This is a genomic window from Rickettsiales bacterium (assembly GCA_041396965.1).
Taxonomy (GTDB): domain Bacteria; phylum Pseudomonadota; class Alphaproteobacteria; order Rickettsiales; family SXRF01; genus SXRF01.
This window is the reverse complement of sequence record JAWKXN010000001.1, coordinates 232,301-256,863: the sequence shown is the minus strand read 5'-3', so window position 1 is coordinate 256,863 and position 24,563 is coordinate 232,301. Positions and strand designations below refer to the sequence as shown.

Annotated in this window: 28 protein-coding genes and 2 tRNA genes; 11 read left to right on the top strand and 19 right to left on the bottom strand. The window is 39.1% G+C overall.

Annotated elements, in window-relative coordinates; translation table 11 throughout:
- Window positions 1-116: 116 nt before the first annotated feature.
- Together R3D71_01285 and thyX are read left to right on the top strand one after the other, a co-directional pair.
- On the top strand, window positions 117-1,505 hold the full coding sequence (locus tag R3D71_01285) for a sigma-54 dependent transcriptional regulator (protein ID MEZ5690281.1): 1,389 nt from the start codon (window positions 117-119) through the stop codon (window positions 1,503-1,505).
- Between the two features lie 280 nt (window positions 1,506-1,785).
- On the top strand, window positions 1,786-2,631 hold the full coding sequence (thyX, locus tag R3D71_01280; protein ID MEZ5690280.1) for an FAD-dependent thymidylate synthase: 846 nt from the start codon (window positions 1,786-1,788) through the stop codon (window positions 2,629-2,631).
- A 9-nt stretch (window positions 2,632-2,640) separates the two neighbouring features.
- Here thyX and R3D71_01275 read toward each other — a convergent pair whose 3' ends face one another.
- The 3 genes from R3D71_01275 to R3D71_01265 all read right to left on the bottom strand — a co-directional run bounded on the left by R3D71_01275 (window position 2,641) and on the right by R3D71_01265 (window position 3,967).
- The gene (locus tag R3D71_01275) at window positions 2,641-3,063 is read right to left on the bottom strand and encodes a putative toxin-antitoxin system toxin component, PIN family (GenBank protein MEZ5690279.1); all 423 of its coding nucleotides are present in this window, start codon (window positions 3,061-3,063) and stop codon (window positions 2,641-2,643) included.
- Complete coding sequence (locus R3D71_01270; protein ID MEZ5690278.1) at window positions 3,056-3,307, bottom strand: type II toxin-antitoxin system Phd/YefM family antitoxin; 252 nt, start codon at window positions 3,305-3,307, stop codon at window positions 3,056-3,058. The genes R3D71_01275 and R3D71_01270 overlap by 8 nt, the downstream gene beginning before the upstream one ends.
- Before the next feature lie 90 nt (window positions 3,308-3,397).
- Complete coding sequence (locus tag R3D71_01265; protein ID MEZ5690277.1) at window positions 3,398-3,967, bottom strand: hypothetical protein; 570 nt, start codon at window positions 3,965-3,967, stop codon at window positions 3,398-3,400.
- Window positions 3,968-4,116: 149 nt separating this feature from the next.
- Between R3D71_01265 and R3D71_01260 the strand changes: the two genes are divergently transcribed.
- Window positions 4,117-4,716, top strand: a complete 600-nt coding sequence (locus R3D71_01260) for a phosphoribosyltransferase (protein MEZ5690276.1) — start codon at window positions 4,117-4,119, stop codon at window positions 4,714-4,716.
- Window positions 4,700-5,377 (top strand): haloacid dehalogenase-like hydrolase, encoded by a 678-nt coding sequence (locus tag R3D71_01255; protein MEZ5690275.1) that lies wholly within the window; start codon window positions 4,700-4,702, stop codon window positions 5,375-5,377. The genes R3D71_01260 and R3D71_01255 overlap by 17 nt, the downstream gene beginning before the upstream one ends.
- 18 nt (window positions 5,378-5,395) lie before the next feature.
- On the opposite strand, the gene R3D71_01250 is transcribed toward R3D71_01255, so the two are convergent.
- On the bottom strand, window positions 5,396-6,496 hold the full coding sequence (locus tag R3D71_01250; protein ID MEZ5690274.1) for a hypothetical protein: 1,101 nt from the start codon (window positions 6,494-6,496) through the stop codon (window positions 5,396-5,398).
- A gap of 196 nt (window positions 6,497-6,692) precedes the next feature.
- A complete protein-coding gene (locus R3D71_01245) occupies window positions 6,693-7,592 on the bottom strand; it encodes a response regulator (protein MEZ5690273.1) in 900 nt (299 codons plus the stop codon).
- A gap of 208 nt (window positions 7,593-7,800) precedes the next feature.
- On the opposite strand from R3D71_01245, the gene R3D71_01240 reads away from it, so the two are divergent.
- The 6 genes from R3D71_01240 to R3D71_01215 all read left to right on the top strand — a co-directional run bounded on the left by R3D71_01240 (window position 7,801) and on the right by R3D71_01215 (window position 12,739).
- The gene (locus tag R3D71_01240) at window positions 7,801-8,106 is read left to right on the top strand and encodes an STAS domain-containing protein (protein MEZ5690272.1); all 306 of its coding nucleotides are present in this window, start codon (window positions 7,801-7,803) and stop codon (window positions 8,104-8,106) included.
- Window positions 8,107-8,158: 52 nt separating this feature from the next.
- On the top strand, window positions 8,159-9,010 hold the full coding sequence (locus R3D71_01235) for a SpoIIE family protein phosphatase (GenBank protein ID MEZ5690271.1): 852 nt from the start codon (window positions 8,159-8,161) through the stop codon (window positions 9,008-9,010).
- 259 nt (window positions 9,011-9,269) lie between these two features.
- Complete coding sequence (locus tag R3D71_01230; GenBank protein ID MEZ5690270.1) at window positions 9,270-10,955, top strand: ATP-binding protein; 1,686 nt, start codon at window positions 9,270-9,272, stop codon at window positions 10,953-10,955.
- 511 nt (window positions 10,956-11,466) lie between these two features.
- Window positions 11,467-11,543, top strand: a tRNA-Ile gene (locus R3D71_01225).
- Window positions 11,544-12,172: 629 nt separating this feature from the next.
- Window positions 12,173-12,328, top strand: coding sequence for a hypothetical protein (locus tag R3D71_01220; protein MEZ5690269.1), 156 nt, complete (start codon window positions 12,173-12,175; stop codon window positions 12,326-12,328).
- 72 nt (window positions 12,329-12,400) lie between these two features.
- Window positions 12,401-12,739 carry a hypothetical protein gene (locus R3D71_01215; GenBank protein ID MEZ5690268.1) on the top strand — a complete coding sequence of 113 codons (339 nt, stop codon included), beginning with the start codon at window positions 12,401-12,403 and terminating at the stop codon, window positions 12,737-12,739.
- Here the strand turns inward: R3D71_01215 and R3D71_01210 are convergent, their stop codons facing one another.
- Window positions 12,740-12,892: a hypothetical protein gene (locus R3D71_01210; protein ID MEZ5690267.1), complete on the bottom strand. Its 153-nt coding sequence runs from the start codon at window positions 12,890-12,892 to the stop codon at window positions 12,740-12,742. It lies immediately after the preceding gene.
- A gap of 789 nt (window positions 12,893-13,681) precedes the next feature.
- On the opposite strand from R3D71_01210, the gene R3D71_01205 reads away from it, so the two are divergent.
- Window positions 13,682-14,116 (top strand): hypothetical protein, encoded by a 435-nt coding sequence (locus R3D71_01205; GenBank protein ID MEZ5690266.1) that lies wholly within the window; start codon window positions 13,682-13,684, stop codon window positions 14,114-14,116.
- A gap of 558 nt (window positions 14,117-14,674) precedes the next feature.
- Here R3D71_01205 and R3D71_01200 read toward each other — a convergent pair.
- From R3D71_01200 to R3D71_01140, 13 genes are all read right to left on the bottom strand, one after another.
- The gene (locus tag R3D71_01200; GenBank protein ID MEZ5690265.1) at window positions 14,675-15,382 is read right to left on the bottom strand and encodes a hypothetical protein; all 708 of its coding nucleotides are present in this window, start codon (window positions 15,380-15,382) and stop codon (window positions 14,675-14,677) included.
- Window positions 15,383-15,392: 10 nt separating this feature from the next.
- Entirely contained in the window at window positions 15,393-16,607 is a 1,215-nt protein-coding gene (locus R3D71_01195) for a multidrug effflux MFS transporter (GenBank protein MEZ5690264.1), read from the bottom strand.
- 32 nt (window positions 16,608-16,639) lie between these two features.
- Window positions 16,640-17,542: a cation diffusion facilitator family transporter gene (locus R3D71_01190; protein ID MEZ5690263.1), complete on the bottom strand. Its 903-nt coding sequence runs from the start codon at window positions 17,540-17,542 to the stop codon at window positions 16,640-16,642.
- A 48-nt stretch (window positions 17,543-17,590) separates the two neighbouring features.
- Window positions 17,591-19,276, bottom strand: coding sequence for a DUF692 family protein (locus R3D71_01185; GenBank protein MEZ5690262.1), 1,686 nt, complete (start codon window positions 19,274-19,276; stop codon window positions 17,591-17,593).
- A 116-nt stretch (window positions 19,277-19,392) separates the two neighbouring features.
- Window positions 19,393-19,653: a hypothetical protein gene (locus R3D71_01180; protein ID MEZ5690261.1), complete on the bottom strand. Its 261-nt coding sequence runs from the start codon at window positions 19,651-19,653 to the stop codon at window positions 19,393-19,395.
- Between the two features lie 1,063 nt (window positions 19,654-20,716).
- Window positions 20,717-20,863 (bottom strand): hypothetical protein, encoded by a 147-nt coding sequence (locus tag R3D71_01175; GenBank protein ID MEZ5690260.1) that lies wholly within the window; start codon window positions 20,861-20,863, stop codon window positions 20,717-20,719.
- A gap of 89 nt (window positions 20,864-20,952) precedes the next feature.
- Window positions 20,953-21,261, bottom strand: coding sequence for a hypothetical protein (locus tag R3D71_01170; protein ID MEZ5690259.1), 309 nt, complete (start codon window positions 21,259-21,261; stop codon window positions 20,953-20,955).
- Between the two features lie 225 nt (window positions 21,262-21,486).
- A tRNA-Ser gene (locus R3D71_01165) sits at window positions 21,487-21,576 on the bottom strand.
- A gap of 281 nt (window positions 21,577-21,857) precedes the next feature.
- The gene (locus tag R3D71_01160) at window positions 21,858-22,697 is read right to left on the bottom strand and encodes an SDR family oxidoreductase (GenBank protein ID MEZ5690258.1); all 840 of its coding nucleotides are present in this window, start codon (window positions 22,695-22,697) and stop codon (window positions 21,858-21,860) included.
- A 10-nt stretch (window positions 22,698-22,707) separates the two neighbouring features.
- The gene (locus R3D71_01155) at window positions 22,708-23,118 is read right to left on the bottom strand and encodes a type II toxin-antitoxin system VapC family toxin (GenBank protein ID MEZ5690257.1); all 411 of its coding nucleotides are present in this window, start codon (window positions 23,116-23,118) and stop codon (window positions 22,708-22,710) included.
- A complete protein-coding gene (locus tag R3D71_01150; GenBank protein ID MEZ5690256.1) occupies window positions 23,115-23,354 on the bottom strand; it encodes a type II toxin-antitoxin system prevent-host-death family antitoxin in 240 nt (79 codons plus the stop codon). The genes R3D71_01155 and R3D71_01150 overlap by 4 nt, the downstream gene beginning before the upstream one ends.
- A 53-nt stretch (window positions 23,355-23,407) precedes the next feature.
- Complete coding sequence (locus R3D71_01145) at window positions 23,408-23,872, bottom strand: hypothetical protein (protein ID MEZ5690255.1); 465 nt, start codon at window positions 23,870-23,872, stop codon at window positions 23,408-23,410.
- A gap of 12 nt (window positions 23,873-23,884) precedes the next feature.
- Entirely contained in the window at window positions 23,885-24,529 is a 645-nt protein-coding gene (locus tag R3D71_01140; GenBank protein MEZ5690254.1) for a hypothetical protein, read from the bottom strand.
- Window positions 24,530-24,563: the final 34 nt, after the last annotated feature.

The following is a 24,563-nucleotide window of genomic DNA, read 5'->3' as shown; positions in this document are numbered from 1 at the left end:
AGCGGAAAACCTTATCTTTCGGATAAGGCTTTCATACTTGTTTTGCATAAAAATTATCTAAAACAAGCACATACTAACGAAAGTTAAAAATAACCCATGGAATAGGTAGATTAAACATGAATGGCAAGATATTGGTAGCGGAAGATGACCCTGTGCAAAGGCGGATGGTGTCAATAGTTCTGTCTAAAAAATTACAATATGAGGTAATAGACGTAACCAATGGTAAAGAAGCTGTTGATTATATAAAAAGCCCTAACGGGGATAGTATAGATGCTGTATTGATGGATATAAAAATGCCGATTATGGATGGGTTTGAGGCGCTTAAAATAATTCGTCAATATAACAACAACTTACCGGTATTGATGCTTACGGGTGACGATAATATAGAAACCGCAGTGAGAGCCATTAAGGAAGGCGCGAATGATTTTGTGGTTAAGCTACCTAATCCTCTACAACTAGATGTCGCTATAAAAAACGCGATCAAATACTCAAATGTCTCAAAAGAACTGTCTAAACTGAAGCAAGAAAAAGAAATTACCGCTAAATTCTCCGATATAATCGGTCATGACACAGGTCTTAAGGAAACCGTGTCATACGCGAGCAAAGCGGCAAAAAGTGATGTTCCCGTATTAATAATGGGGGAGACTGGCTCGGGAAAAGAACTTTTAGCACGAGCTATTCACGGCGAAAGCAAGCGTTCTTCTTTTCCATTTATCGCTATAAACTGCGGTGCTATACCGAGCAATCTTGTAGAAAGTATATTATTCGGTCACGAAAAAGGCTCTTTTACCGGAGCGGTAATCCGCACTATCGGGAAATTCCGTGAAGCAGAAGGAGGAACCATATTTCTTGATGAAATAGGAGAGTTACCTCATGAGTCACAGGTAAAACTGCTAAGAGCGTTGCAGCAAAAAGAGATAGAGCCGGTGGGAGGGGTAAAACCGGTAAAAATCAATGTGCGAATAATATCGGCAACCAACCGTAATTTAGCTAAAGAAGTCGCTGATGGTAAATTCCGTGAGGATCTCTATTTTAGGCTTAATGTTCTGCCAATTACAATACCACCCCTTCGCGATAGAAAGGAAGATATTATACCGCTTGCCGAATATTTTATAAACCAAATCACGAAATCAGAAAATATTTCCGCGAAACAATTAAGTGATAGCGCGAAAAAGATGCTTACCGAAAATGACTGGAAGGGTAATGTACGTGAGCTGGAAAATCTGATACACCGTATATTGGTACTCAGCGACTCAGATATTATAGATGATAATATATTGGAGAGAATCCTCAAATTCAGCGACACACCTCCTTTAGTTGATAGGAGAGCTATACCGAATATGCATATCAGTATAATAAACGCTGAAGGAAACTTCAAAAGCATGAACGATATTGAAGCCGAAGCGATGCACATGGCTCTTAAACATTTTGATGATAATATAACCCGCGCCTCCGCAGCTCTTTCTATCGCCAAATCCACCTTCTATCGTAAAATGAAATCTTAATTATAATTGTTGTGGTTATTTTTTATCCTTTTAAATTTCCACTGGCTCATGCAACCTAATGGCTGCGTATTAAAATGTTTGGTAAAGCTAGCATACAAAAAACATTAAAAAATTAATAGACCAAACAGATTCCATAGTTTAATTTTTATAAAACTCATAAAAAACAAACTTAACTTGAGCGGGAATTATGCAACTTACCAAAGAACAAGAAAATGAAATAAGCAGATTACGTAGTGAAAAACAGCCAACATTGCGTGAGGTGTCGACGGGGCTTGAGGAAATGCTTTACACCCCCCTGCCCGTTTTGGATCATGGGTTTGTACGGGTTATTGATTATATGGGAACTGACTCGGCGATAGTACAAGCCGCGCGGGTTTCTTATGGGAAAGGAACTAAAAAGGTAAATGAGGACGCTGGGCTTATTAATTATCTACTACGCCACCGCCACACCACACCATTTGAGATGTGTGAGATAAAATTTCATATCAAACTACCAATTTTTATCGCTAGACAATGGATTCGTCACCGCACCGCTAATGTTAATGAATATTCCGGCCGTTACTCTATTATGGATAAAGAGTTCTATATTCCTGCTCCTGAGCATCTAGCGGCACAGTCAAAATCTAACCGACAAGGACGTGGTAATGTTCTTAGTGGTGATGAGGCGAACAGAGTGTTGGAACTGTTGAAACAGGACGCGCGAACCGCCTATACTCATTATGAGGAAATGCTCAATGAGGATATTGATGAGAATGTGCTAGATGAGAATAAAAGCGGGTTGGCTCGGGAGTTGGCGAGAATGAATCTATCGCTTAATTTCTATACGCAGTGGTACTGGAAAATTGACCTGCACAACCTGCTGCACTTCCTATCGCTACGCGCTGATGGTCACGCGCAATATGAAATCCGAGCTTACGCTGAGGTGATGCTTGCCATACTTAAAGCGTGGCTGCCGATAACTTATAACGCCTTCATGGATTATCGGGTGGGAGGAGCGAGCTTGTCCGCCAAAGGGCTAGCCGTAGTTAAAAAAATGATCGCCGGAGAGAAAGTATCACAGGAAGAGAGCGGCATGAGCAAAGGTGAATGGCGGGAATTGATGAGTATAATTGAAGTTGATGGCTGAATCAAATAGCTACGATACGAAACCAGCAATAAAATCCTTTGCCTTCACAATACTTACCCCTTCAAATGGGTGGAGTGTTAGCAGATCTTTGTCGCCGGTTATTATATAATCCGCCGCACCAGCTACGGCAAGCTCTAAGAATTTATTATCCTTTGGATCACGGCAAGCTTGTATTTTCCTAATTATCGGTATCCATTGCGCCGTATTTTTATAGGAGTTAACTAGATTTATGATCTCTTCTTGATTAATATAGCCCCTACGTTCAAACCTATTCAAGACATCTATAAACTCATCCATAGTAGCTTGTGAAACTAATATGTCGCAGCGCTGGATAATAAACCGCAATGCGCTGGAAATTAAAGAATCTGGAGTCAAAACTCGGCTGATTAGAAAATTAGTATCAATAACGACACGGTACTTTGGGTTAGTCATTACCACTTAATATCTCTATGAGTTTTGCTTCAGTAAGCCCTCTTGCGGCAGCTCTCGCGCCTACATCATCGCATATTACCTGAAATGCTTGTTTATGCGCGTCAGTCAAACGCTCAAATTCCTCATACGAAATCAGTACAGCCGCATTTCTACCCTGTTTTTGGATAGTAACAGGCTCATGCTGGGCTTTATCAAGCATCGCGGCAAAATTATTGCGTACATCACTGGAAGATACTATCTGCATAAAAACCTACCTTACTAACAAGTAAGATGCTAACATAATTGGTACAGTTCAGCAATATATTTTGTACAAAACTTACAAAAACAAGCGAGCCTACTTAAATCTCAGCACTATTTTGCCGGTTTTTGAGGCTTTAGCGGGAGCATTTATGTTTTTACCTTGCACCTCTCCACCAGCGGAAGCCGCCTCAACTCTATATTTACCCGCTGGCAAATTGATATAGAAATAAGGACCAACATCATGCACCCTTAATATCTCAGCGTCATTTTTATCAAGAAAACGGATAATAGCGTCGCCCATATACGCGCCATCAGCGGAGGCTAGCAATACACGAACATTAAAATTGGGAGCCGCTTCCTTAAGAGCTGTCATTTCCTCCTCACCGATACCACCGGTTATATAACTCATGCCACTTTCAGTTTTCACTACCGGAAGAATTGCATCAATAGCCCCACCACCGGCTGAGTCTATTATCTCGCCATCTCTGGCTACGGGCATATATACCGGATCAGAAACTTGTCCACTATCCGCCATAAGGCTTTGCTGCGCTTGCAGCACTTCCTCAGCGGCTGGAAGATCCATAACCTTATCCTCAGCGAAAGCTGAATTTGTTGACAGTGACAAAGTGCATAAAGCGGTAAATGTCAGTAATGAATAACGCATAAAACCTCTCCTAAAAGATCGTATAATATTAGTATAATTGACATGATAATACTATACTTTACAGATTAATCAACCATATCAATAACAATTAATTAATAAGGAGAGAAATATTATTGTATTGATCTTCTGTTTTCTATATGAATCTCGGAATGAGTAAAAAACTAAAAGTAATTACGCTAGACCAAAAAGAGTTCACGCAAGCGGCACGCGGGCTTAACGATGCTGTGTTTGTTGGATTCAAGCCAGATGTTATCGTTGGTATCAGGACTGGCGGTTATATTTTGGCGGAAATTATGAGTAAGGAAGCCGGAGACATACCATTACTTGCCATTTCCAAACAACGAGCAAGCACCAAGACCAAAAGCAAAGTAAAAGGGCTTAAAAATTTACTTGGTAGCCTGCCTTATTGTATTACCGACCAGCTTAGAATAGTTGAGCATAAAAAACTCAACTCAAAACCACCTATTCCTGACAGGAATTTTGTGCCAAACCATAAAGAATTGGAAGAGTTGCGTAATTTTCTTAAAAATAATAAAATAAAAAATATACTAATAGTTGATGACGCAGTGGATAGCGGAGCGACGATGCTCGCGGTTTATGAGTTAATATACGCCGAAGCTGGTGAAGAATGCTCTGTTAAGACCGCCGCTATTACTGTTACCACTGAAAATCCATTAATTAAAACTGATTACACATTATACCAAAATGTCCTCTGCCGATTACCTTGGTCCTTTGACTTCAAAAAATAGTCCTGTATTTATCATTGATCTGGATGAGACGTTCCTTAGCGTCAACAGCTTTCCTTTATGGGCGAAATATTTTCTATTTGGTAAGTTTGACTCGCTGAATTTTATCCGGCGCAATGCGCTACGAATAAAAACTCTAAAACTATTCGCTGAGAGAAAAATATTTGGGCGCGACCATATATATATACGTGATGAGTTGCATAAGTTATGGCAAAATATAGATGATAAAACCGCGACCAGAAATGTTTGTGTGACTCTTGCGGAAAAAATCCGCCCGAATATGTTATCTATCCATAAAATGATAAAAGAAAATGAGATAGACGCGGTGCTAGCCAGTGCCGCAGCCTCTGTATATGCCGAACCATTCGCTGGGTACGCTGGATTTTCTCACGTACTTGCCACACAAGCTGGAAAACCGGAAAATCGTGGTGAGGAAAAAGCAAGAAGGATAAGTGAGTTCCTTACAGAAAAAAACTGGCAAGATAGAAAAAAAATATTTTTCACTGACCATTTGGAAGATATGCCATTCATCAAAAAATGTGACCAGCTAATGTGGTTTGGAAAAGAAAGCGAGATAGAAGAAATAAAATCGTCAGCTCCTGAACTCACGATAATACACTGCCTAAACTTATCAGATAAAGAGCTAACACAGCAAATTAAGTAGTTTTTTATCGCTATTCTTCTAAAATTCCTTTGTATAACGAATCAAGAAGCCAATTACATCCGTATCCACATTAGATTCCTCAGTAACACGCCATCCTGTCTCAGCGGTAAGACCGTTTTGAAAATCGTAGCCAGCCGATAACTGAAATAAATAATCGTCAAACTTACCACCACTACCATCATTCTTTATATCTCGCAGTGTATAACCAGCGGTTATATTCCAATTATCATATATGGTAGTAACGATACTTGCCGAGTAATAATTACGATCTGAATTCTTAACTCCCTCAAAATTATAAAGTGAAGCATATTCTCCCAATATATCAACAGATAAATCCTCATCCAGCGCCATACCATAATTAAGCATAGCGGCAAAACCAGTTTCGTCATCAGCCGTACCGCTACGGTTTTTATCCTGCTCGCCTAAAAAGCGATAAGCCATATGGTATTTCAAATCTTCAATTCCCATTAAATTCTCACCATCAAGTGAAATCGTAAATGATGAAAAATCCTCCGTATTACTAGCCCCACCATCTTTAAGACTAGTGCGTGCTCTTTTAGTTACGGTTGAGCCGCTTAAAAAAGTAGTGTCCGCGAAAAAACTACTTGCGGAGAAAGTATGATTACCAAAATTCTTTGTTACGAAATCATAAGAGCCACCTACCCCTAATTTTTCAGTAATCTCATAATCTTCCGCAAAATCCTCACTCCATATACCCCGCCCATAATCCCAAGCAGTTCCAAATGATGGATTAAACTTACCACCCCAAAATGTGTAGTTTCCATATTCAAAATTTATTTTTATTTCCTCAGCGAATAGACCATTGCTCTCAAACCAAATGTCATCACCAATATTTTTAGCGGCGGCTTGCGCGAATGGCTCAAATACGAGAACTCCATCTATAAATATATTAGATGAAAGCCTTAATACAGGAGCTAACTCAGCTCTAAAAAATGAGTTATTCGTTTCATCAACTGTGGAGTCATCAGACGACAGGCGGTTTTCATTCTGCCATTCCACCACTAATTCCGCCGATAGTGGTTCGGTGCTTTCACCAGCGAAAGAAATCTCTGGATATGATAGTAGTAAAGGACAAAGGGTTATCATTTTTTTATTCATCTGTATAAATCTCCGCGAAAAGGCAAATAATTAATTATTACTATATATAGTAGTTAATATTATTTTTGAATACTATATATAGAGCAGAAGTCAAGACAAATTGTTAGGATAGAAATCCTACAAAACACGACTAACTATTCAGGATAATTATCACCCTAAATGACCACGAAAAAGATATTGTGATTGTTTAGCTATGTTATTGCTTGGTACGAGCTATGGTACAGACAACCTTATTCCCGCACCCTTTATATTCAAGTGATGGAAATGACTTCATTTTAGCTACCGCTATTCCCCTACCGTTAGGATCCATCGCCCTACGCGCTGATAATTTAATGTAGTCTTCCCACTCAAAACCTTGTCCCTCATCACTAATAATTACTGTAATATTATCTTTATCAGCATAATATTCTAAAATAGCGTATTTATTGTCGTTTTCAGGCAAAGAGAGTCTACGTTCTACATCCTCTTTCCATCTGCCATCAAGAACTAGACCCATTTTTTCATGATAACTAATTCCTAGATTTCCATGTTCAACAGCGTTTACCATTAACTCATTAAGACCATAAACCACTTGCTCTGGCTCAGGGAAACAATTGGCTATAAAATATGATAAATTATCAACTTCCTCCAAGGTACGAAAACGAAACCTTCCCTCTTCCATTAGCCCCAAACTGTATCGTTGTCTTTTCACCTGTTTGCGCATTTCCAAACGACCGATACTGTCTTTTAACGCAGCTCTGATAATGGATAAAAACAAAGATTCATTATAGGGTTTTGCTAGATAGTAATAAACTCCAGCCTCAATTCCTTCCCTAATTTGCTCACTGCTGGTGGCGGCTGTTTGCATTACTACTGGAATATCACGCAGCAATTCTTTTTCGCGTAATTTCTTTAGCACTTCTATACCATCCATATTCGGCATCATGCGATCCAGAACTATAACTCCAACGTCTGGATGCTCTCTTAACTTTTCTAAAGCAGCCGCGCCATCACCAGCGGTAATAACTTCAAATCCATCGCTCTCCAGATACTCACTTATAATATCAAGATTGAACTCCTCATCATCAACAGCCAGTATCTTAATTGTATTTTCCATCAAAAATTACCATATAAGAAATTATTAATTTTCTACTAGATTGCACCATTTACCTTATTGCACCGGCCTCCGTCTTTGCCTTAGAGAACTATGCTAAAAGCATAAATCAATTATAAACATCATGACTATGCTAAAAATATTTGTTAAAAATATAAAATTAATGTACAATATCGGTATTCTTATTGCAAAGAATTAACATTTCCTTATCATGACTATTACAAAAATTATAAATGAGAAAAGTGCCGAAATTCATCTAAAAGAAAAGCTTATTTTTCTTGATGATAGGGGATTTCGCAACTCTCTTAATGAATGCCTTGTAGCGGATATAGATTCTCTTAATATATATATGGATGAATTATATTTTATGGATTCAGCTGGTCTTGGGATGCTTATTATAGCACGAAATGAATGTAAAAAAATCAACATCCCCCTCACCTTGTACAACCCATCTGGAGATGTGAAAACGCTGTTACAGATGACCAAGTCATATGATAAATTTAATATTGTTGATTAGCAAACAAACTAATTCATTATAGATAATATTGTAATTGCGCGGCGCAAAAGAAATGATAAATAGAACCGAACAATCAGATGAGATATATGAGTGTAGAAATATAGTTTTAGCTAAAGACTACCTACTTAAAAAAATAAAAAATAATCAAAATATAAGTAGTAGTGACCTAGAAACGGCAGCGGGAATACAGCGTTCTTTATTACCTTCAAAAAAAGAGTTAAATACTTACAAGAAAAAATACGAAGTGGAAATTAATTACGTATATCAAACACCACAAACTATGGGTGGAGATTATTGGACTCTTAGAGAAATGGATAAAGATAGCTTCTTTATTTTTGTCGCTGATTTCTCCTATCATGGTGCTGCTGTTTTAATTGATATATTATGGCTGCATGAATATATAAAAAGACTTACTCTGCCGTTAGGAGATCTGTCACAAATATTTACTAATATGAATCGTGATTTTCATAGTAAGTTACAAGATGGTCAATATCTTACGTGTTTTGCCGGTATTATTAATTACAAAACACAAACATTAAGCTATTGTGGAGCTGGCATGCCACCAATAATAGCAATAAATAATCGCAAGGCAACCTTCTTAGATTGCACAGGAATCCCGATAGGAGCTTATCAAAACGCAAACTACAATGATAATTTATTAGAATTTACCAATGATGATGAGTTATTGATATATAGTGACGCGTTGGTAGAAATAAATAATGACAACAAGAAATTATTTACTGAAAAATCTATTCTATCAGAAATTGAAGAGTTATCAAAAAACCCCTGTGGGAACATATTGGAGAATATATTAAAAACGATAAATATCAAAAAACATATATTTAGTGATGACCTTACCATCATTTCTCTAAAGCCAGTGAACAAATCAAAACACCAACAATAATTAATTTATATTAATAAAAATTATAGTAAAATTGACTATTCACCTAGCATTTTAACTATTTATTAATTTTTATTATATTATACCACTAAAGCAAATTAAATAATATTTTTTAATAAAAGCCTGCGTGTTAACTAAATATTCTTTATATTATCACTCTAAATTAATTATATTAGGTTAAATCTATGATGTTGTAAAAAATTTATTATTTTAACCAATTAAGAAAAATGATAAAAATACCAATAAAAACAAGAAAAAATTAATGACGAAAAAGCAGATAGAACGACTTAAATCACCGAGAATACGCTACCTAATAGCGTTCTCAGTTCTTATCATGCTGACCTTTATATTTATTATAATCTATCAAGGAACGAAGGAATATAAACAAGCCATAGAAAAAGGTGAAGAAAATTCTATACGACTCGTAAGTATTCTAGGTGAACATATAGAACTCAGCTTTCTTGGAGCAAGCTTATATCTGGAGCAAGCATCTAAGATAAAACAAAATATTGAGCAGATAAGAACTGAGTTTGATAGCTGGCTTAAAACAACACCACAAATAGCTGGCATTGCGTTGCTTGACACTAATGGCTCTATAAAAATATTGTCATATAAACCAGATTATAAAAATTGGGCGGATTTTAATTATAAAATTCTAGGAGATAAACTTTTTGATCATATTAAGAATACCAGTAGCGGAGATATTTTTATTGGCAAATATGAATCAAAAAACAATAAACCGCTCATAATAATGAGTAAAAGACGCAGTAATGAAGATGGAAGCTTTAACGGTATAGTAATCGCAGCTATTGATCCTGAGTATTTTATTAATTTTTATAACTCAATCAACTATAATGACAAACAATTCATGTCTATAATGTTGTTTGATAAAACTATACTCGCCGCCAGTACATACAAAGCTAAATTAAATGAGTTGTTGGGAAGAAATTTTCTGGCGGAACAGGAAAAAAAGCAAGGAGCTATATATAGGCGCAACGTACATTCAAACGATTCTGATCTGATAATGGCACTTAAAATACTGCAGAATTTGCCAATAGCGGTTCATATAGTTCTTGACGAAGACGAATATCTCACGGAGTGGTATCAATCCAGAATACGTGATATTGGGATATTAGCGTTATTTACGATATTTGGAACTATTCTCTCCATATTCGCTCTAATTATGGCGCGCCAAGTTATACGTGTACAGGAATCAGAAAGCGCGGCTATTCTCGCAAGCCAAGCAAAATCGGAATTTCTAGCGAATATGAGCCATGAGTTGAGAACACCGTTAAACGCTATTATTGGTTTTTCTGAAATGATAAATTCTGGTTATTTTGGACCACTTACCACTAAACAAAAAGAGCGTATATATGATATTAACTTATGCGGCAGTCACCTCCTCCAACTGATAAGCGATATACTGGAATTTTCTAAAGGTGATGCTGGAAAATTAGAGCTTGTTGAGGAAAAAGTAAATATTAGCGAGCTTATAAATGAGTCAACTCGTATTATGAAAGGCAAAATAAAAACCAAAAATATTGAGCTTTTGGTAAGGGTAGAACAAGGTCTACCTATCTTATTGGGCGATGGTCGTAAAATACGACAAATATTAATAAACCTCCTTTCAAACGCATTCAAATTTACACCACAGAACGGTAATATAACGGTTTCGGCAAATATTGACAGTGAGCGTAATATGGTTCTATCAGTAGCTGATAGCGGTATTGGGATACCAGAAAATGAAATTCCAAAAGCGCTGTCTGTTTTTGGGCAGGTTCACCGTACCAAAAATCATGAGGGAACCGGTCTTGGTCTGCCGTTATGTAAAATGCACGCTGAGCTACACGGAGGAAAGCTTATATTAAGTAGCAGACAGAATGAAGGCACAACAGTACAGATAATCTTCCCACACAGCAGAGTGTTATCCATTAGCGCCTCTGTTTGATACAGATTTTCCCCCGTCCCCGTGAAAGCCTACTGTCTTTCACACTTGTCTCGCCGTAGCGCGCAAGCGCAAAGGCGGATGCGACATAGCTGAAGGTTCATGCTGCCTACTGGCTGTGCTTCTTGTTCCTCATTTTTCATGAATATCCCCTCTCCCTCTAGTGGTAGTTTATGATATTTGCCTTCCGAGATTTTCTACTGAAAATCTCATTAGGCATTGCTGAGGGCTCGTGCCGCCTACTGGCGGCACATGAGGTATATGGAAAGGCTGAAGGCTCGCGCGAACTGCTGGTCGTACTTTGTTCAGTTTTATGCTTGCTTCGCTGCGGAAAACCTTGTCTTTTGGATAATAACGTCATAGTCATTCAGATGATAATTCTCTTAAATCACTATAAATCCTTAAAAACATTGACTTTTAACATAATGAGCCTTAAAAACTCATTTCCTTCATTGTTTATACGCTACGCACATAATTAGTGTGGTTTGTATTATTGCTGTAAATGACAGTGAACGGGCTCGTAGCTCAGGTGGTTAGAGCGCACGCCTGATAAGCGTGAGGTCGGAGGTTCAACTCCTCCCGGGCCCACCATTCCTTCATTATCGTTAGCAATTTGCCCTATAAGCGAGAATGAGAGCGCCTTTTCGGCGGTTCTAAACCCCTTATTTCTGGCATATACCAGCTTATCGGTAAATGCCATCCTGAGCAGCATTCTCTTCTGTTCGAACTCTCCAGAACGCCATATTTTCAGCGGATTTGAGAGAATCATCAGAGCGGTTCTAAACGTATCTTCAAAACTGTGAACGGGGCTAGCTTTTTGTATCAGTTTCTCCTGTAAAACCAGCTTTCGTTTTTCCATACCCTCAATACGTTTCTCATAGGCACCGATGACCGTTGGACTGGATGCATCTACAATGCGATCCAGAAGTTGTTCAATACCCCGATCAAGCGTCACAAGTTCCTGCTTCATTGCATCTGTCAGTTTTGCGCTGCTTTGCTGGCGATAATCCCAGACCATACGCAGTATATTCCCTGTTATAATGGTACATATACAGATAGCAGCATTATAATCCGTTGATATCCAAAAGGTTATCCTATATTTAGGAAGTAATATGAGTGAGTTTCGTGGAGAAAGTTGGATGTCTGCTGAACAGCATTTTCCAATTAATATTCATGATAAAAACATGATTTCTTTATAACTCGGTTTAAGGTAGATGAAAATGCGTAGATCACAACTTGAAAAACACCTCGAAGAAATCGCCTCTGAAATACAAAAGACAGAAGCTGCCGCTGGTATTGATGGCCTGAAAACTGAGTACCCTTATGCGAGCGAAATTGAACAAATCAGAGAGACTTACTTCTTACCCCAATGTTGAAGAGCGTAAAAAGTTAATTGAAGCTTACGAATAGCTCTCTCAAAGGCCTTTATCGATAATGCGAAGTTAAATTTGCATGATGCGCGAAAAGAGCTGAATAAGGCGAAATACAAAGGACCAAAAGCTCGATTGGCAGCAGCTGTATTGGCTATTCTAATCTACCATCCGGTCTATGATAGTTATGGAGTTGCTGGAACTATTACAGCACTATTCTGCCTGTATATGATTGCCAGCTACTTTGATCATAGTTGGAAGGTCGATCAAGAAGAAGAACTTTCAACAGAGCGTGATTATTTTGACGAATGCAGAAATCAAGTTTTTGAAACCGAAAAAGAAACAAGATATTTTATTGATGCAGAGTTAGATAGTGGAGAACCATCCAAATTTTATGACTTACGTAAAAATATCTAGCTATTTTTCTTTTTGCTCAAAAGATTTAAATCTCCTCTCTATAATCTTGTCCGCTATTTCAGCCAGTGTATTCAATAACTCCAGCTTCTGCTCTTCGGTTAGGTCGAAGTTGTCAATGTGCGGACGATAAGGTTCGAGGTCGGTGATTTTCATAAGTCAGCTCCTTTTTGAGCTAACACCTTCCTTTCCGAGAACTAGCAAGTTATTTCCTGGCTGGTGTGCTGTTCAAAAATCATCCACCAATCACATCACAAAAGCATTTGGTTTGCATAAGATCGCCGATGCTCCACCATAACTTTCTATCATTTCTCCAAGACAATTGATAGATAAGAACTTGATGCGGTTTGAAAGCTCGCTTGTTTTCTTAAGTTTTTAGCTTACATTTTATCTCTACCTGCTATTCTCTAATATAATCAAGAATTTGATGGTTCGACTCGCCTATGGCTAAAGATGATAAAAACAACCTCCCCTTGGAATTAGTGCCAATAAGAGAAAAAGGCATTAAAGGCCATTGGTAGTATTAAACCCGCAGATGATAATACCAAGGCAGATAAACAATTCTTGTTTAATGCTCAAAGGACAGACGCAGGCCGCTCCTTGCCTCCATACTATCTTGTATATTTTTTTGTTAGTTGAGTTGCTAGGCTTTAAAAATATTGGAAAATTCAGAAAATTGCATGGTCTATTCAATAGATTACGAGGTACTGCTTTTTGATAGAGCATCGGAAGTTTGGGTTAGGTGTTTTTGCGCATGATGCAAAAAACCAAGAGGTTCAAGCAAAAGAAATTGTAAAATTAATCCCCATAAATCCGTAAAAGCTGCAAAACCGTTTTTTTAAGTGGAAAGCCGAACAGGCTATACAAGATTCAAACTTAAATGTTGTAGACCATAGCCGTGAACTATTTAGCCGTTACGAATATTTCGTTAATGCATATGAAGAAATGCATCAAGAAGCCATTGATAGGCGTGATGAATGTATAATCACAGAGCTATCTAAAAATGCTAAATCCTACACTTATCCTGCATGGGAACTTCGAAAAAAATCCAAGTGGTTGGCCCAAGCTGCTATTGATGCATTCTTCAGTTGGACTGAGCATATTTTCATACATATCGCTATTCTTGAGGGAAAGCTGTCGACTGGCTCTGAAGTTGCTGCATTGGCGGGTAAAGATTGGGGAGAGAAATTCAAAACAGCATTTGATGTAAATGACAAAGTTACAAAAAAACATTTCGATATTCTGATTTCTATTAGACGCCAGCTTAGAAATTTTATGGCACATGGTTCATTTGGGAAGCAAGGCGAGGCTTTTAGCTTCCATTCCTGGAGCCGTACCAGTTTTATTGGAGCATCAAAAAGAGAAGTATTTTTACTCTAAGTGGTGAAGTTGCATTTGATGAATCAAATGCAATTAAATCAATTCAGGACTTCATCTCCATTTCATGGGGCAATTGTAGAGAGCCTGCAAAACTGTATATTCAAAGAAAGCGATTTGCCTTTGATACTGCCCATGGCCTCAGATGGAACTTATGAAAAGGCTATGCAATCCACTAAAGATATGGAAGATTTTCTTGATTATTTATGTGGTCCAATTCGACCGCTCAACAAATATGGATTTCTAGGAAGTTGTCCTACTTATCCTAATTTTGTAACATGCCAAACTTCTTGTCAAAACCAAATGTGCAATATGGTGTATAGCTTCACCAATTCGATCTTCTGCTCCTCAGTCAAATCAAATCGGTCAATATGCGGGCGGTAAGGTTCAAAGGCATTCTATCTAGCGTTGTCCGAACCTACTAACACTTCTTTAGTTAGGTAATTTTGGCCGTAGAAATTTTTTCTTTACACTATAAATCAGAAATTTATCATCCACCGAGGTTCTGAATTTGCCTACTAGCCCTCACCAGTATATTTAGACATGAAACACAGTAGTATATTATTGAAAAACACCCATCTCGCTGATACTTACCACGAAACCGATAAGTCCTCCAAACACGCCTCCCCATACTACCAACCAGCCAAGATGTTTGCGGATCATGTTTTGAATTATCTCTTTTACTTTTTGCGGTGTTAGCTCACTTAGACGATTATCAATAATCTTCTCAACTTGAGAGATAAGCGATGAGGTAAAATCATTTCCGGCTTGGTCACCACTATCTTTTTTATTACCACCAGCAGCCAGTTCAGTGACTATTTCTTTTAGTTTTTTTATGACTGGTTCTTTAAGAGGTTCTAAAGCGGATTTTCCACCAAGCATACCAAGCATGCCACCAAGGGGAGACTCCTCAATCGCCTCCACGATAGAAGAAAACACACGTTCAAAATCTATCTTATCAGATATTATCTCCGCTGAGTTACCACTTACCTGTTGGAAAAAACGCTCAATATGCTCACGAGCGAAAAACTCCTGTATTATAAGCTGTTTAATACCAGCCTTAAATTCATCGAAACGCTTTGGTATGACTCCTGAGCCATAAAGAAACGGTACTTTTTCAAATAGCATATAAATAGCGATCCAGTTTGTGATACCGCCAGACAGAGCGAACAGGCCAGTCATCATGATTATCTCAGAATACACTGGAGAAAAATAACCACCGACTGTAATTAGGAGCGCTATAAAATTAGTTATAAAGCTTTTATTCATATAATACTTTCTACCTTATAAGAATTTTCTCTTTTCTATTCTCATACAGCATAATAATTAAAGCAATATTTCCCATAACAAAAAACCCAGCGATAATAGGAGTAAGACTTCCGTCGTACATCTGACCTATCACTGTTCCAAATAATATGCCGATAATTGTTGATATACACCCAATAATAGCGGATGCCATACCAGCTATATGACCCATTGGTTCCATAGCGATAGCGTTGAGATTGCCGAACAAAATACCAATGCTAAACAACAAAAACATGCCATATAAAAAGTACATAATGAACGTAGCATCTGTTATAGCTATTAATATTAGAAAAGATAAAGATATAAAAACAATAAAGCTGGTGGCGAAAATACATAGGTAACGCATACCAAAACGATCAACTAACCGGTAATTCACAAAGGAAGCCGCGCCAAAGGCTAAAGCCTGTAGTCCAAAATACACAGCAAACATATCGCCCACCTTGTACTGCACCTGAAAAATCTGCTGAACTGAATTAAGCTCACCGTTAAGCGCGCCAAATATACAACCAAGAGCGAGCGTATAACATAGTGTTACGCGGTTTGACAATACGGTCTTCACTCCATGAGTAATGTTAGCAATACGACACGGCACACGATTTTCTGGTATTAGAGTTTCCTCTAGCCTAAAATATACCCACAGCCCAACTGATATAGAGTAAATTACATACATGACAAAAATATACCGCCATGAGGCAAAAAATAATATCAACTGTCCAACAGCGGGAGCGATCACAGGTATCATGATAAATATGGTAAGAACCAGCGACATAATACGTGCCATCTCACGCCCACTATAACGATCACGGATTATGGACATGACCGATATATAAGGCCCAGAAACACCTATACCTTGTATGAAGCGCCCGACGAGCATTATACTAAGGCTATTCGCGAAAACACAGATTATACTTCCGATAAAATACATAGTGAGGCTTACATAAAGAATTTTTTTCCGTCCAAAAGCGTCAGAAAGTACTCCATTAATAAGCTGTCCGATTGCCATTCCAGCAAAAATAATCCCAACTATATATTGCCCATGATTAGGATGGGATACACCTAGATCGTCTCTGATAAAGCCAAGCGCTGGCAGCATAGCGTCTATAGAAATCGCCACTACCGACATAAGTACCGCCATAAGCATGACAAACTCTCTATGCCCAGCTTTTGTCTTCTCTTTAGTTTTTTCCATAAACAACCATGTTATAGTTATTCGCGTTAACTTTACCGTAAGTTACTATACTGACAATCAGTGTTATTAGCATGCTCAAACTCTAATGTTGAGTGCCCAACTGAAAAATTATCTTTAAGCATGGATTTAAGACTTGTTTTTATTTTCTCTATCTCGCTTATCTGAGTAACGCCACTTACAATGTGAGCTTCCAGCGCGTTATGATGTTCATCCAACTGCCAAACATGTACGTGATGTACGCTATCAACCCCCTCTATTTCTTCCATAGCTGATATTACCTTACTTATTGATAGATGAGCTGGAGTACCTTCCATAAGCAAATGAATGGTAGATGGCAACATGCTAAAACCTTGATACAACACATATCCAGCGATCAGCAAGGTTAAGAAGCTATCTACCCAGTACCAGTCGTAAAGTATAATTAAACTTCCGGCTATTATAACACATATCGATGATAAAGCGTCCGAAAGATTATGCAAAAACGCCGCTTTCATATTTACGCTATTCTTTGACATATTATAAGTAAGAATGGCGGTTACCACATCTATAATCAAAGCGATGGAAGCGACTATTATAACCAACCATCCCTCTACCATCTCTGGCTTAAAAAAACGCCACAGAGCTTCATATATAAGATAAACACCAACAATAACTAAAGTCACCAGATTGATAAGAGCAGCTATAATTTCCGCTCTTTTATACCCGAATGTTCTAAGCTCATCAGGTGGCTTGCGTCCTATTTTACGCGCGAAAAGCGCTATTACCAAAGAAGCCGCGTCACTAAAATTATGAAGAGCGTCGGCGACAAGTGAGAGGCTGCCAGAAATTATACCGCCAATCACCTGCGCTATCGTGAGCAGAAGATTTATGCCAACAGCGGCAATAAGCCGCCCATCAGCCATGTCTTTTTCTCCATGATCGTGACCATGTCCCATATACAAATCGTCCGTCTTATTAGTATATACCGCCTCTAATTAAGCACATTACGCTGTTTCATGTATATGTTTTTCTTGATCATTCATAGATTCATGACTTGCGAGCAACCCATTATTTATCCACCGTGAAAACCATTCCGCAAGTTTATCGCCAGCGGATTCATCCACGTTATCTAACGCCTCTCCGACTTTTGCGCCGCTAAACAATTTTTTTAACAGGTTATATTCTTGCTCTTCCAAATCCATACGCCACATAGAATCCTCATGGCGAAAAACGGCGACATGGCTATTTCCTAAAATGAAAGACTCAGGCTCTTCATCATCCATTACCGCCTGATAATAGGCATTTACCTGATGAGCAAAAGCGAAAAGTCGCAAAGCTTTTCTTGGATATAAAACTGATTCCATTAATTTTTCCGGTGTCATACCCGTAAGATGTTTCTGTTCTAAAACTTCGGTCTCAGCACAATCAGCAAGTTGCGTTATGGCAGTCTCCAACTGACATAACTCATAAGCGAATATATCATCTGAAATATTTTTACCCACAAACTCTGGAAACTTCGCCGCGTAGCGCGCGATATTAAAATTATCAGGTCGTGCTGTATTTACAAAATCCCACACCGTATCCTCAAATAGTTTCTCACCAAGATAATATTTTAATACTGGATAGTCCTCTACGACCACGTCATTCAGACGATAACGATAAGCGTTAATATACACTGATAATTGCTCGTGTGGCGCGAATGATTCCTTACTACGGATCCAGCTTGTCGGATCGCTATCAAAACTACCACCTTCCATGACCGCGCGCTGCATGTGTTTCTGTTCCTCAATAAGAGATGTTTTACGATTCGCAAGCTGTGGGATATTCTCTCGCGCTAAATCTGGAAGCGTATAATCAGCGAAATTCTCGGCTGCCCCCCTCGCCTTTTCCAACTCAGCGTTTAATACCGGAAACTCCGGTATATTATCATCCCACTCTACCATCGTATTAGGCACACGTCCGGCTTTGGATACCACGTATTTATATAGATTCCACACCTCATCTATTACATGATCATCATGCGTGTCTATAATATGTGTATTCTTATTGGTGTGACCTGAAAGATGTATTTGAATAACCTTATCTATAGGAACGCTATCCAAATATTTTTTTGGATCAAGCCTATGATTATAGCAAGTCACATAGACGTTATTTACATCTAGCAAAAGATTACAGTCGGATTCCTCCGCCATACGGGCAATGAATTCCGCTTCAGGAATATGGGATGTTTTGAACTCAAGATAGGTTGAGGGATTTTCAAGAGCGATCTTACATTCCAAATAATCCTGAACTTCTTTGATACGCTGAACTATGTGCTTTAACGCCTCTTCAGTGTAGGGTACCGGCAAAAGGTCATGTGTGTTTTTGTGAGCCACTCCCGTCCAACATAAATGATCGGATATCCAAGCTGGTTTTACCCACTCCATTAAAGCTTTTAATTTTCGCAAATATTCTGAATTAAGCGGATCAACCGTACCTATGGACATCGCCACGCCATGCATCACAATAGGATAATGCTCTTTGATACGTGATAAATTCCGTTTTGGTCTGCCGTCAGTATCCATAAAATTCTCGGAAATAATCTCAAACCAGTCAATTTTTGGCTTGTGCTCAAGAATATATGGATAGTGCTTGGCTCTAAGACCAAGCCCAAAACCGAGATTAGGCAATCTTTCTATATCTGTTTTCATTACTATAATTTCTATATTCATTATGAATAAAAATCATACAAAATGAGTATAAACAAATGGCGGAGACAAAAACCGCCCCCGCCACTATATATCATAATCAAATGATTGACTGGCTATTACTTGCCATCCTTATGAGACGCGTCATGTCCCTTACATTTGTTCTTATCATCGGTATCCTGACCTTTGCAGGAATTCTTTTCTTTGCCATCCGCTGTTTTGCAGTTAGCTTTTTCTACAGCGGCTTTACCTTTACACCCACTTTTATTTTTACAAGATGCTTTACCGCCATCATTAGCCACCGCTGGACTTACAGCCATAGCACCCATAGCCATAAGACCGGCAAGCGCGGATATAGCAAGTTTCTTGTTGCTTTTCATAATTATCTCCTAAATTAAGATCGTTGATAAAATAACATCTGTAATAAAAATGTTATAACTACGAATTCGTATATACAACATTATTAGTTACAAACAAAATAAAAAAAATCCGCTGAGAGAAATCTAGTGTTTTATGTTTCAGAAGGATGAGAGCAGTAAATATATGGTCATTTGAAATAAGATTTTTCTATTCCAGATTACTATGGTAAAATCTTACTTACGGTAATATATGACATTTAACGTCCACAGCATTTTTTGAATTTCTTGCCTGATCTACAAGGGCATTGTTCATTTCTTCCTACTTTGATTCTTGCATCACCTGCTACAGTCTGTTTTTCTTTCCTAGAGACAGATAAATAAGAGCGGAGCTTACAATTTTTCGCTATGCGGAGTGCTTTTGCTTCCAATTGATCTATTGAAATTGCTTTTCCTAAATTCGTCCATCGGCATTGTCTGATCTATCCGGAAGCCATCCCTGATGAACCTGAAGATATTTATGCTCTAAGTGATTTGAATTTCATGCAACTCCCGTGCATAGGATTTGTACTCTGCTTTAATTGTTCATCAAAAATTTCTTTCGACAGCCAAAATAAACCGCACAACGGCCAATTTTCATAAGCGTTAAAAGCGAGATGCAAAATTTCATTTTTACTGTACCATACTTTTTGAAATTAACGTCTTTAAAGGCGCATCCCCAATTCCCAATAGCGATTGATAAAGAACGCGATTTTATCAGTATGGAATAAATGGCTCGATAGCTTAATCGTACTTGCTCTGTAGCCAGTGAATAGGAAGGATAATCCAGCGTATTATACGGCAGGACATCGCGATCCGAAAATGTGGACCGGACTTATGTAACCCTTCAAAAGCATGTAACGCGCCAGGCAAATTCTTGTTTCATTTGGTTATAAAATCCAATGATCGGCGGCATATGATATGAGCTGTTTCGTGCGTTGATATGTTCTGTAATGCCTGGAAGAGTTAAAACATCATGTGCTGCAATGGGTGTATCCCTAGATCATTGAGCGGATTCAGGAACAGTCGTTCTTCCAAACACCAGCGCCTATGATTGTTCGTGCTTACTTTTACCGGTGAAATTATCAAGATTTTGGTTGGCTCTTATGTCATTGAGCGGAACAGCAAGCGCTATACGCTCTGCCGATGATACAAAGGCCTGCTTAGTCTCAGACGGGTATTCCGAGTCATACAATCCACCTGCTGCTGCTTGAAATGCATCATTGCATGTAACAAAAAGAATACCGCAATGTCTGGGGTCATATAGCGCCATAGCATAATATTTCAGCCCATGCCCTCTGTGCCGTGAGCCATGGCAAATCTTGGTATTACACGCAGTGCATGATCCCATGCTTCAATGGCGTCTATAAATCGCCCTGCGGTATTTAGAGCATTCGCACGATTAGTTAGGATTTGGCATTTCCGAGCTTTATCAAGATGATTAAAACCTTCATGATTTACTGCGCGTGACAGCTCCAGAATTTCTTGCTGCATTTCTGGATGCTCCCACAGCCAAACATCTTGTTTAGCTATACAGGATTTTGCACTCCATGCATTGGCGCAAAAAATATTGCTGCCTGGGGTAAATTTCAAGGCGTGTTCCGCCCTCGGATCAAGATAATGGACAATAATTGGACAGTGAGCAGGACAAAACAAAATTTTTTGCTGATTTTTTATCGTGAAATATGATTTCTAAATTTCCCCTGAGGAAAACGCCCCCCTAGACTTTTGCAAGCCCCTGTAGGAGTTTCTATAATTTTGTGGATAGCTGTTGTGGTTTACTGTCCCAAATTTGTCCCAAATCAATTTTTGGGGTAGTGGCGGAAGAGGTGAGATTCGAACTCACGGAGGCGTTGCCACCTCGGCAGTTTTCAAGACTGCTGCCTTAAACCACTCGGCCACTCTTCCACATCAAAACGCCCTTTTTTAGGGGGCTAAAAACTACTTACCTCATCAGTTTTCAAGACTGCTGCCTTAAACCACTCGGCCACTCCTCCATACACAAGCCCCATAAAGGACTATAAAACTTCCTGCCTACGGCAGTTTTGATTCGGTTCGTTTTAACTCACCTCACCCTACTGGCGGCTTCGCCGTCCACCCCCCTTTCGGGTCGGTGTCAAGACTGCTGCCTTACCACTCAAGCGCCTTACAAGGAAGGAGGTGTATTCTTAAGGTATTTTTTTTATTTTTCAAGCATTCATTTGTTGTAATATTGCGGAAAGTCCCTCTCTATAATCAGGATAGAGCAAACCAACCTGCAAATCTCGCTTTATCTTATCATTTTTCACCCGTCGGTTCGCACTGTAAAACTCTCTTGCCATCTGCGACATTTCCGCTTGCTCAAATGGAATAAGCAGTGGCGGATCTTTTCCAAGCAACTCGCAAGCATACTCAACCACCTCATGAGCGGCGGCGGGCAAATCATCGCAAACATTATAGATAGTAGCTGGTGACGGATTTAACATAGAGGTAAGCACCACAGACGCAATATCATCAACATGAATTCGTGAAAATAGCTGCCCTTCCTTATATATCCTTCTCGCCTTTCCAGATATTACATCATCAATGGCGCTCCTACCCTTACCGTAAATCCCTGACAGTCGGAATATATGCCCACCACGCGCGAGCCACTGTTTCTCAGCTTCCACTCGTCTTTTAAGGCGATCATTATCGGGATATAACGGACTATTCTCATCCACCCACGCTCCATCGTGATTACCATAAACACCCGTAGTTGACAGGTAGCCAAGCCACCTGCCCTCACCTATATCTTCTGGTAAATATGGTATAGCTATATCTCCAATATTTTTCTGTGGCGGTATGCTGGATAATATATGAGTAAAGTTTTTTAGTAGAGTTTCAGTTATTTCCTCGAAAGAAATTGGGGTTATTCCCCGCTCTTTTAGCAGATCTTTTTTTTCAGCACCACGACAACTGGCTGACACCGAAAATCCACTATCAATAGCCCTACCAGCGATAGCGAGCGCGCTATAACCAGCGCCAAAAATAAAAAGTGATTTTTCCGTCATTATCTATGAATTATCCATTTAACTCAAATTTAACACCAATATTAGATGCTGCTTTACTAAGCTGCTTATCAAGAGTCGCAAGCAGACAACCATTGCGCCTAGCCACTTCTAAATAAGAAGCGTCATAAACAGTTAAACTATGCACCTCCGCCAAATTAGCTACTTCCAAAAATAGCTGACCACCATCTACAAATAGGGGAAAGTCAGACAAAATTTCTAGATAGTTGTGATATTTTTCTTTTGTAATTCTTTTGCGACGCAATACCTGCAAAAATACATTAGCTACTTCATAATAAAAAATCGGCGGAACTACAACGGTGATCTCTTCATTTGTAATAAGCTCATAAATACTATCGGAGAACTCATCGGATTCATCGTCTATAATCGCCGCTATAAAAATGCTGGCATCAATAACGATCATTTACGCCCTTCTTTTCTCCATTCCATGATTTCTTCAAAACTGCCAATAGGATTTTTTTTGGTCATTTTCCGCATTTTATCCACCAGTTTTTTTGCCTTATTAGGCTGCCAACTGCTGACCGCCGTTATCTTGGCGACTACTATGCCACGATTAGTTATAAAGACCTCTTCCCCATCCTGAGCAAACGCCACCAGTTTGGAAAGCTGTGTTTTTGCCTCAAACATACCTACTTGCATAAATAACTTTCTAGCTAATTATCTAGCTAGATTAACAGAATAAGCGCCTAAAATCAAGATATTCCTCTATCCTGCGTATCGTTCTTACGCTCATCCTCACGCTGGGCAAAGCTTTGTGCTTGCCCTAACCGCCTAGAATCAATCTGCGATTCAAGAAAACCATAATGTTTCCTGCTCCATTCATTCTGCTTGGCGGCTCGTGAATAACGGATAAAACCGCTAAGGGCGGATGTCGCCAGCGCTACACCAAGAATCGCTCCTAGATGGCTGCTTTTCATGTTCTGGATAATAGCTCTTCCAGCCTTTTGTCCTTCTGGCGTATCAACCGCTGTTATAACGGCTGAGCCAGCACCACCTAATACAAGACCATTTACCAGACCTTTTGCCGCGCCGACAAGTCCTTCTACAGGAGCATCTACCTCACGCAATTGCTCACCCATAACGTGCGCGCCACCGCTACCGTCAACAAATACGCCGCCAGACTGTTGTTGTGGCACTCTGTGGTTAACACCAACCATTTTCTACCTCCATTATACCATCATTGATTTCTGTTGTTCGTCATTTTTACTACTCACCATATCCACATAAGATACTGGTTTATTCTTATCCAGCTTCTTCTCACGCATTGAGGCGAGACCATAAGCAAGTAGCGAAGTTCCCGTAACTAGGGCGAACGCTATAGCTCCTCGTTTGAACCGGCTGGAATTCTTAAAGCCATCATGAATCTTTTTGGAAAAAAGCTCGGAAGCATTCATCTGTTCTGTCGCTTTACCCTTAAAAGGTAGTTTCAACCTCGCCGCGTCCGCCGCGCGCTGAGCGGTTCTTTCATAAAATTCGGTCTGTTTTCCGGCAATATCCCTAAATAATTTCTCAATATTTTGTCTCATAGCGGAATCAGCATTTTGGAGAATTTCACGGTAGCCAGCGGTTTTTTCAGTATTTCCCAATACCTCCAAAGCCCCGTTAACTTTCCCCATAAGTTCATTATTACCTCCCGCTCTATCAGGATGTAAATGTCCTGAGAGAGATTTCTTCACCTTTTTAAGCAAATCATCACTTGGCAGGTTAATTCCTAATGCCTCATATTCCCGCAATACATCTTTTCCGGCAGCGTGTTTTTTCAATTGCTCTAAAAGCAGGGAATGGCTGGTTATTACCTCACCAGCATTTTTCATCAGCACTGCCTCATGGCTGGTATCTTTAGAGAAC

Excerpts from the sequence above, each read along its gene's own strand:
- R3D71_01240 (MEZ5690272.1), top strand. The coding sequence starts at position 7,801 with ATGACTATTACAAAAATTATAAATGAGAAAAGTGCCGAAATTCATCTA.
- R3D71_01235 (MEZ5690271.1), top strand. The coding sequence starts at position 8,159 with ATGATAAATAGAACCGAACAATCAGATGAGATATATGAGTGTAGAAAT.
- R3D71_01145 (MEZ5690255.1), bottom strand. The coding sequence starts at position 23,872 with ATGGTTGGTGTTAACCACAGAGTGCCACAACAACAGTCTGGCGGCGTA.
- R3D71_01200 (MEZ5690265.1), bottom strand. The coding sequence starts at position 15,382 with ATGAATAAAAGCTTTATAACTAATTTTATAGCGCTCCTAATTACAGTC.
- R3D71_01285 (MEZ5690281.1), top strand. The coding sequence starts at position 117 with ATGAATGGCAAGATATTGGTAGCGGAAGATGACCCTGTGCAAAGGCGG.
- R3D71_01160 (MEZ5690258.1), bottom strand. The coding sequence starts at position 22,697 with ATGACGGAAAAATCACTTTTTATTTTTGGCGCTGGTTATAGCGCGCTC.
- R3D71_01220 (MEZ5690269.1), top strand. The coding sequence starts at position 12,173 with ATGCGTAGATCACAACTTGAAAAACACCTCGAAGAAATCGCCTCTGAA.
- R3D71_01185 (MEZ5690262.1), bottom strand. The coding sequence starts at position 19,276 with ATGAAAACAGATATAGAAAGATTGCCTAATCTCGGTTTTGGGCTTGGT.
- R3D71_01270 (MEZ5690278.1), bottom strand. The coding sequence starts at position 3,307 with ATGCAGATAGTATCTTCCAGTGATGTACGCAATAATTTTGCCGCGATG.
- R3D71_01210 (MEZ5690267.1), bottom strand. The coding sequence starts at position 12,892 with ATGAAAATCACCGACCTCGAACCTTATCGTCCGCACATTGACAACTTC.
- R3D71_01205 (MEZ5690266.1), top strand. The coding sequence starts at position 13,682 with ATGCATCAAGAAGCCATTGATAGGCGTGATGAATGTATAATCACAGAG.
- R3D71_01275 (MEZ5690279.1), bottom strand. The coding sequence starts at position 3,063 with ATGACTAACCCAAAGTACCGTGTCGTTATTGATACTAATTTTCTAATC.
- thyX (MEZ5690280.1), top strand. The coding sequence starts at position 1,786 with ATGCTTTACACCCCCCTGCCCGTTTTGGATCATGGGTTTGTACGGGTT.
- R3D71_01140 (MEZ5690254.1), bottom strand. The coding sequence starts at position 24,529 with ATGAAAAATGCTGGTGAGGTAATAACCAGCCATTCCCTGCTTTTAGAG.
- R3D71_01230 (MEZ5690270.1), top strand. The coding sequence starts at position 9,270 with ATGACGAAAAAGCAGATAGAACGACTTAAATCACCGAGAATACGCTAC.
- R3D71_01180 (MEZ5690261.1), bottom strand. The coding sequence starts at position 19,653 with ATGAAAAGCAACAAGAAACTTGCTATATCCGCGCTTGCCGGTCTTATG.
- R3D71_01245 (MEZ5690273.1), bottom strand. The coding sequence starts at position 7,592 with ATGGAAAATACAATTAAGATACTGGCTGTTGATGATGAGGAGTTCAAT.
- R3D71_01190 (MEZ5690263.1), bottom strand. The coding sequence starts at position 17,542 with ATGGGACATGGTCACGATCATGGAGAAAAAGACATGGCTGATGGGCGG.
- R3D71_01195 (MEZ5690264.1), bottom strand. The coding sequence starts at position 16,607 with ATGGAAAAAACTAAAGAGAAGACAAAAGCTGGGCATAGAGAGTTTGTC.
- R3D71_01250 (MEZ5690274.1), bottom strand. The coding sequence starts at position 6,496 with ATGAATAAAAAAATGATAACCCTTTGTCCTTTACTACTATCATATCCA.
- R3D71_01150 (MEZ5690256.1), bottom strand. The coding sequence starts at position 23,354 with ATGCAAGTAGGTATGTTTGAGGCAAAAACACAGCTTTCCAAACTGGTG.
- R3D71_01265 (MEZ5690277.1), bottom strand. The coding sequence starts at position 3,967 with ATGCGTTATTCATTACTGACATTTACCGCTTTATGCACTTTGTCACTG.
- R3D71_01155 (MEZ5690257.1), bottom strand. The coding sequence starts at position 23,118 with ATGATCGTTATTGATGCCAGCATTTTTATAGCGGCGATTATAGACGAT.
- R3D71_01260 (MEZ5690276.1), top strand. The coding sequence starts at position 4,117 with ATGAGTAAAAAACTAAAAGTAATTACGCTAGACCAAAAAGAGTTCACG.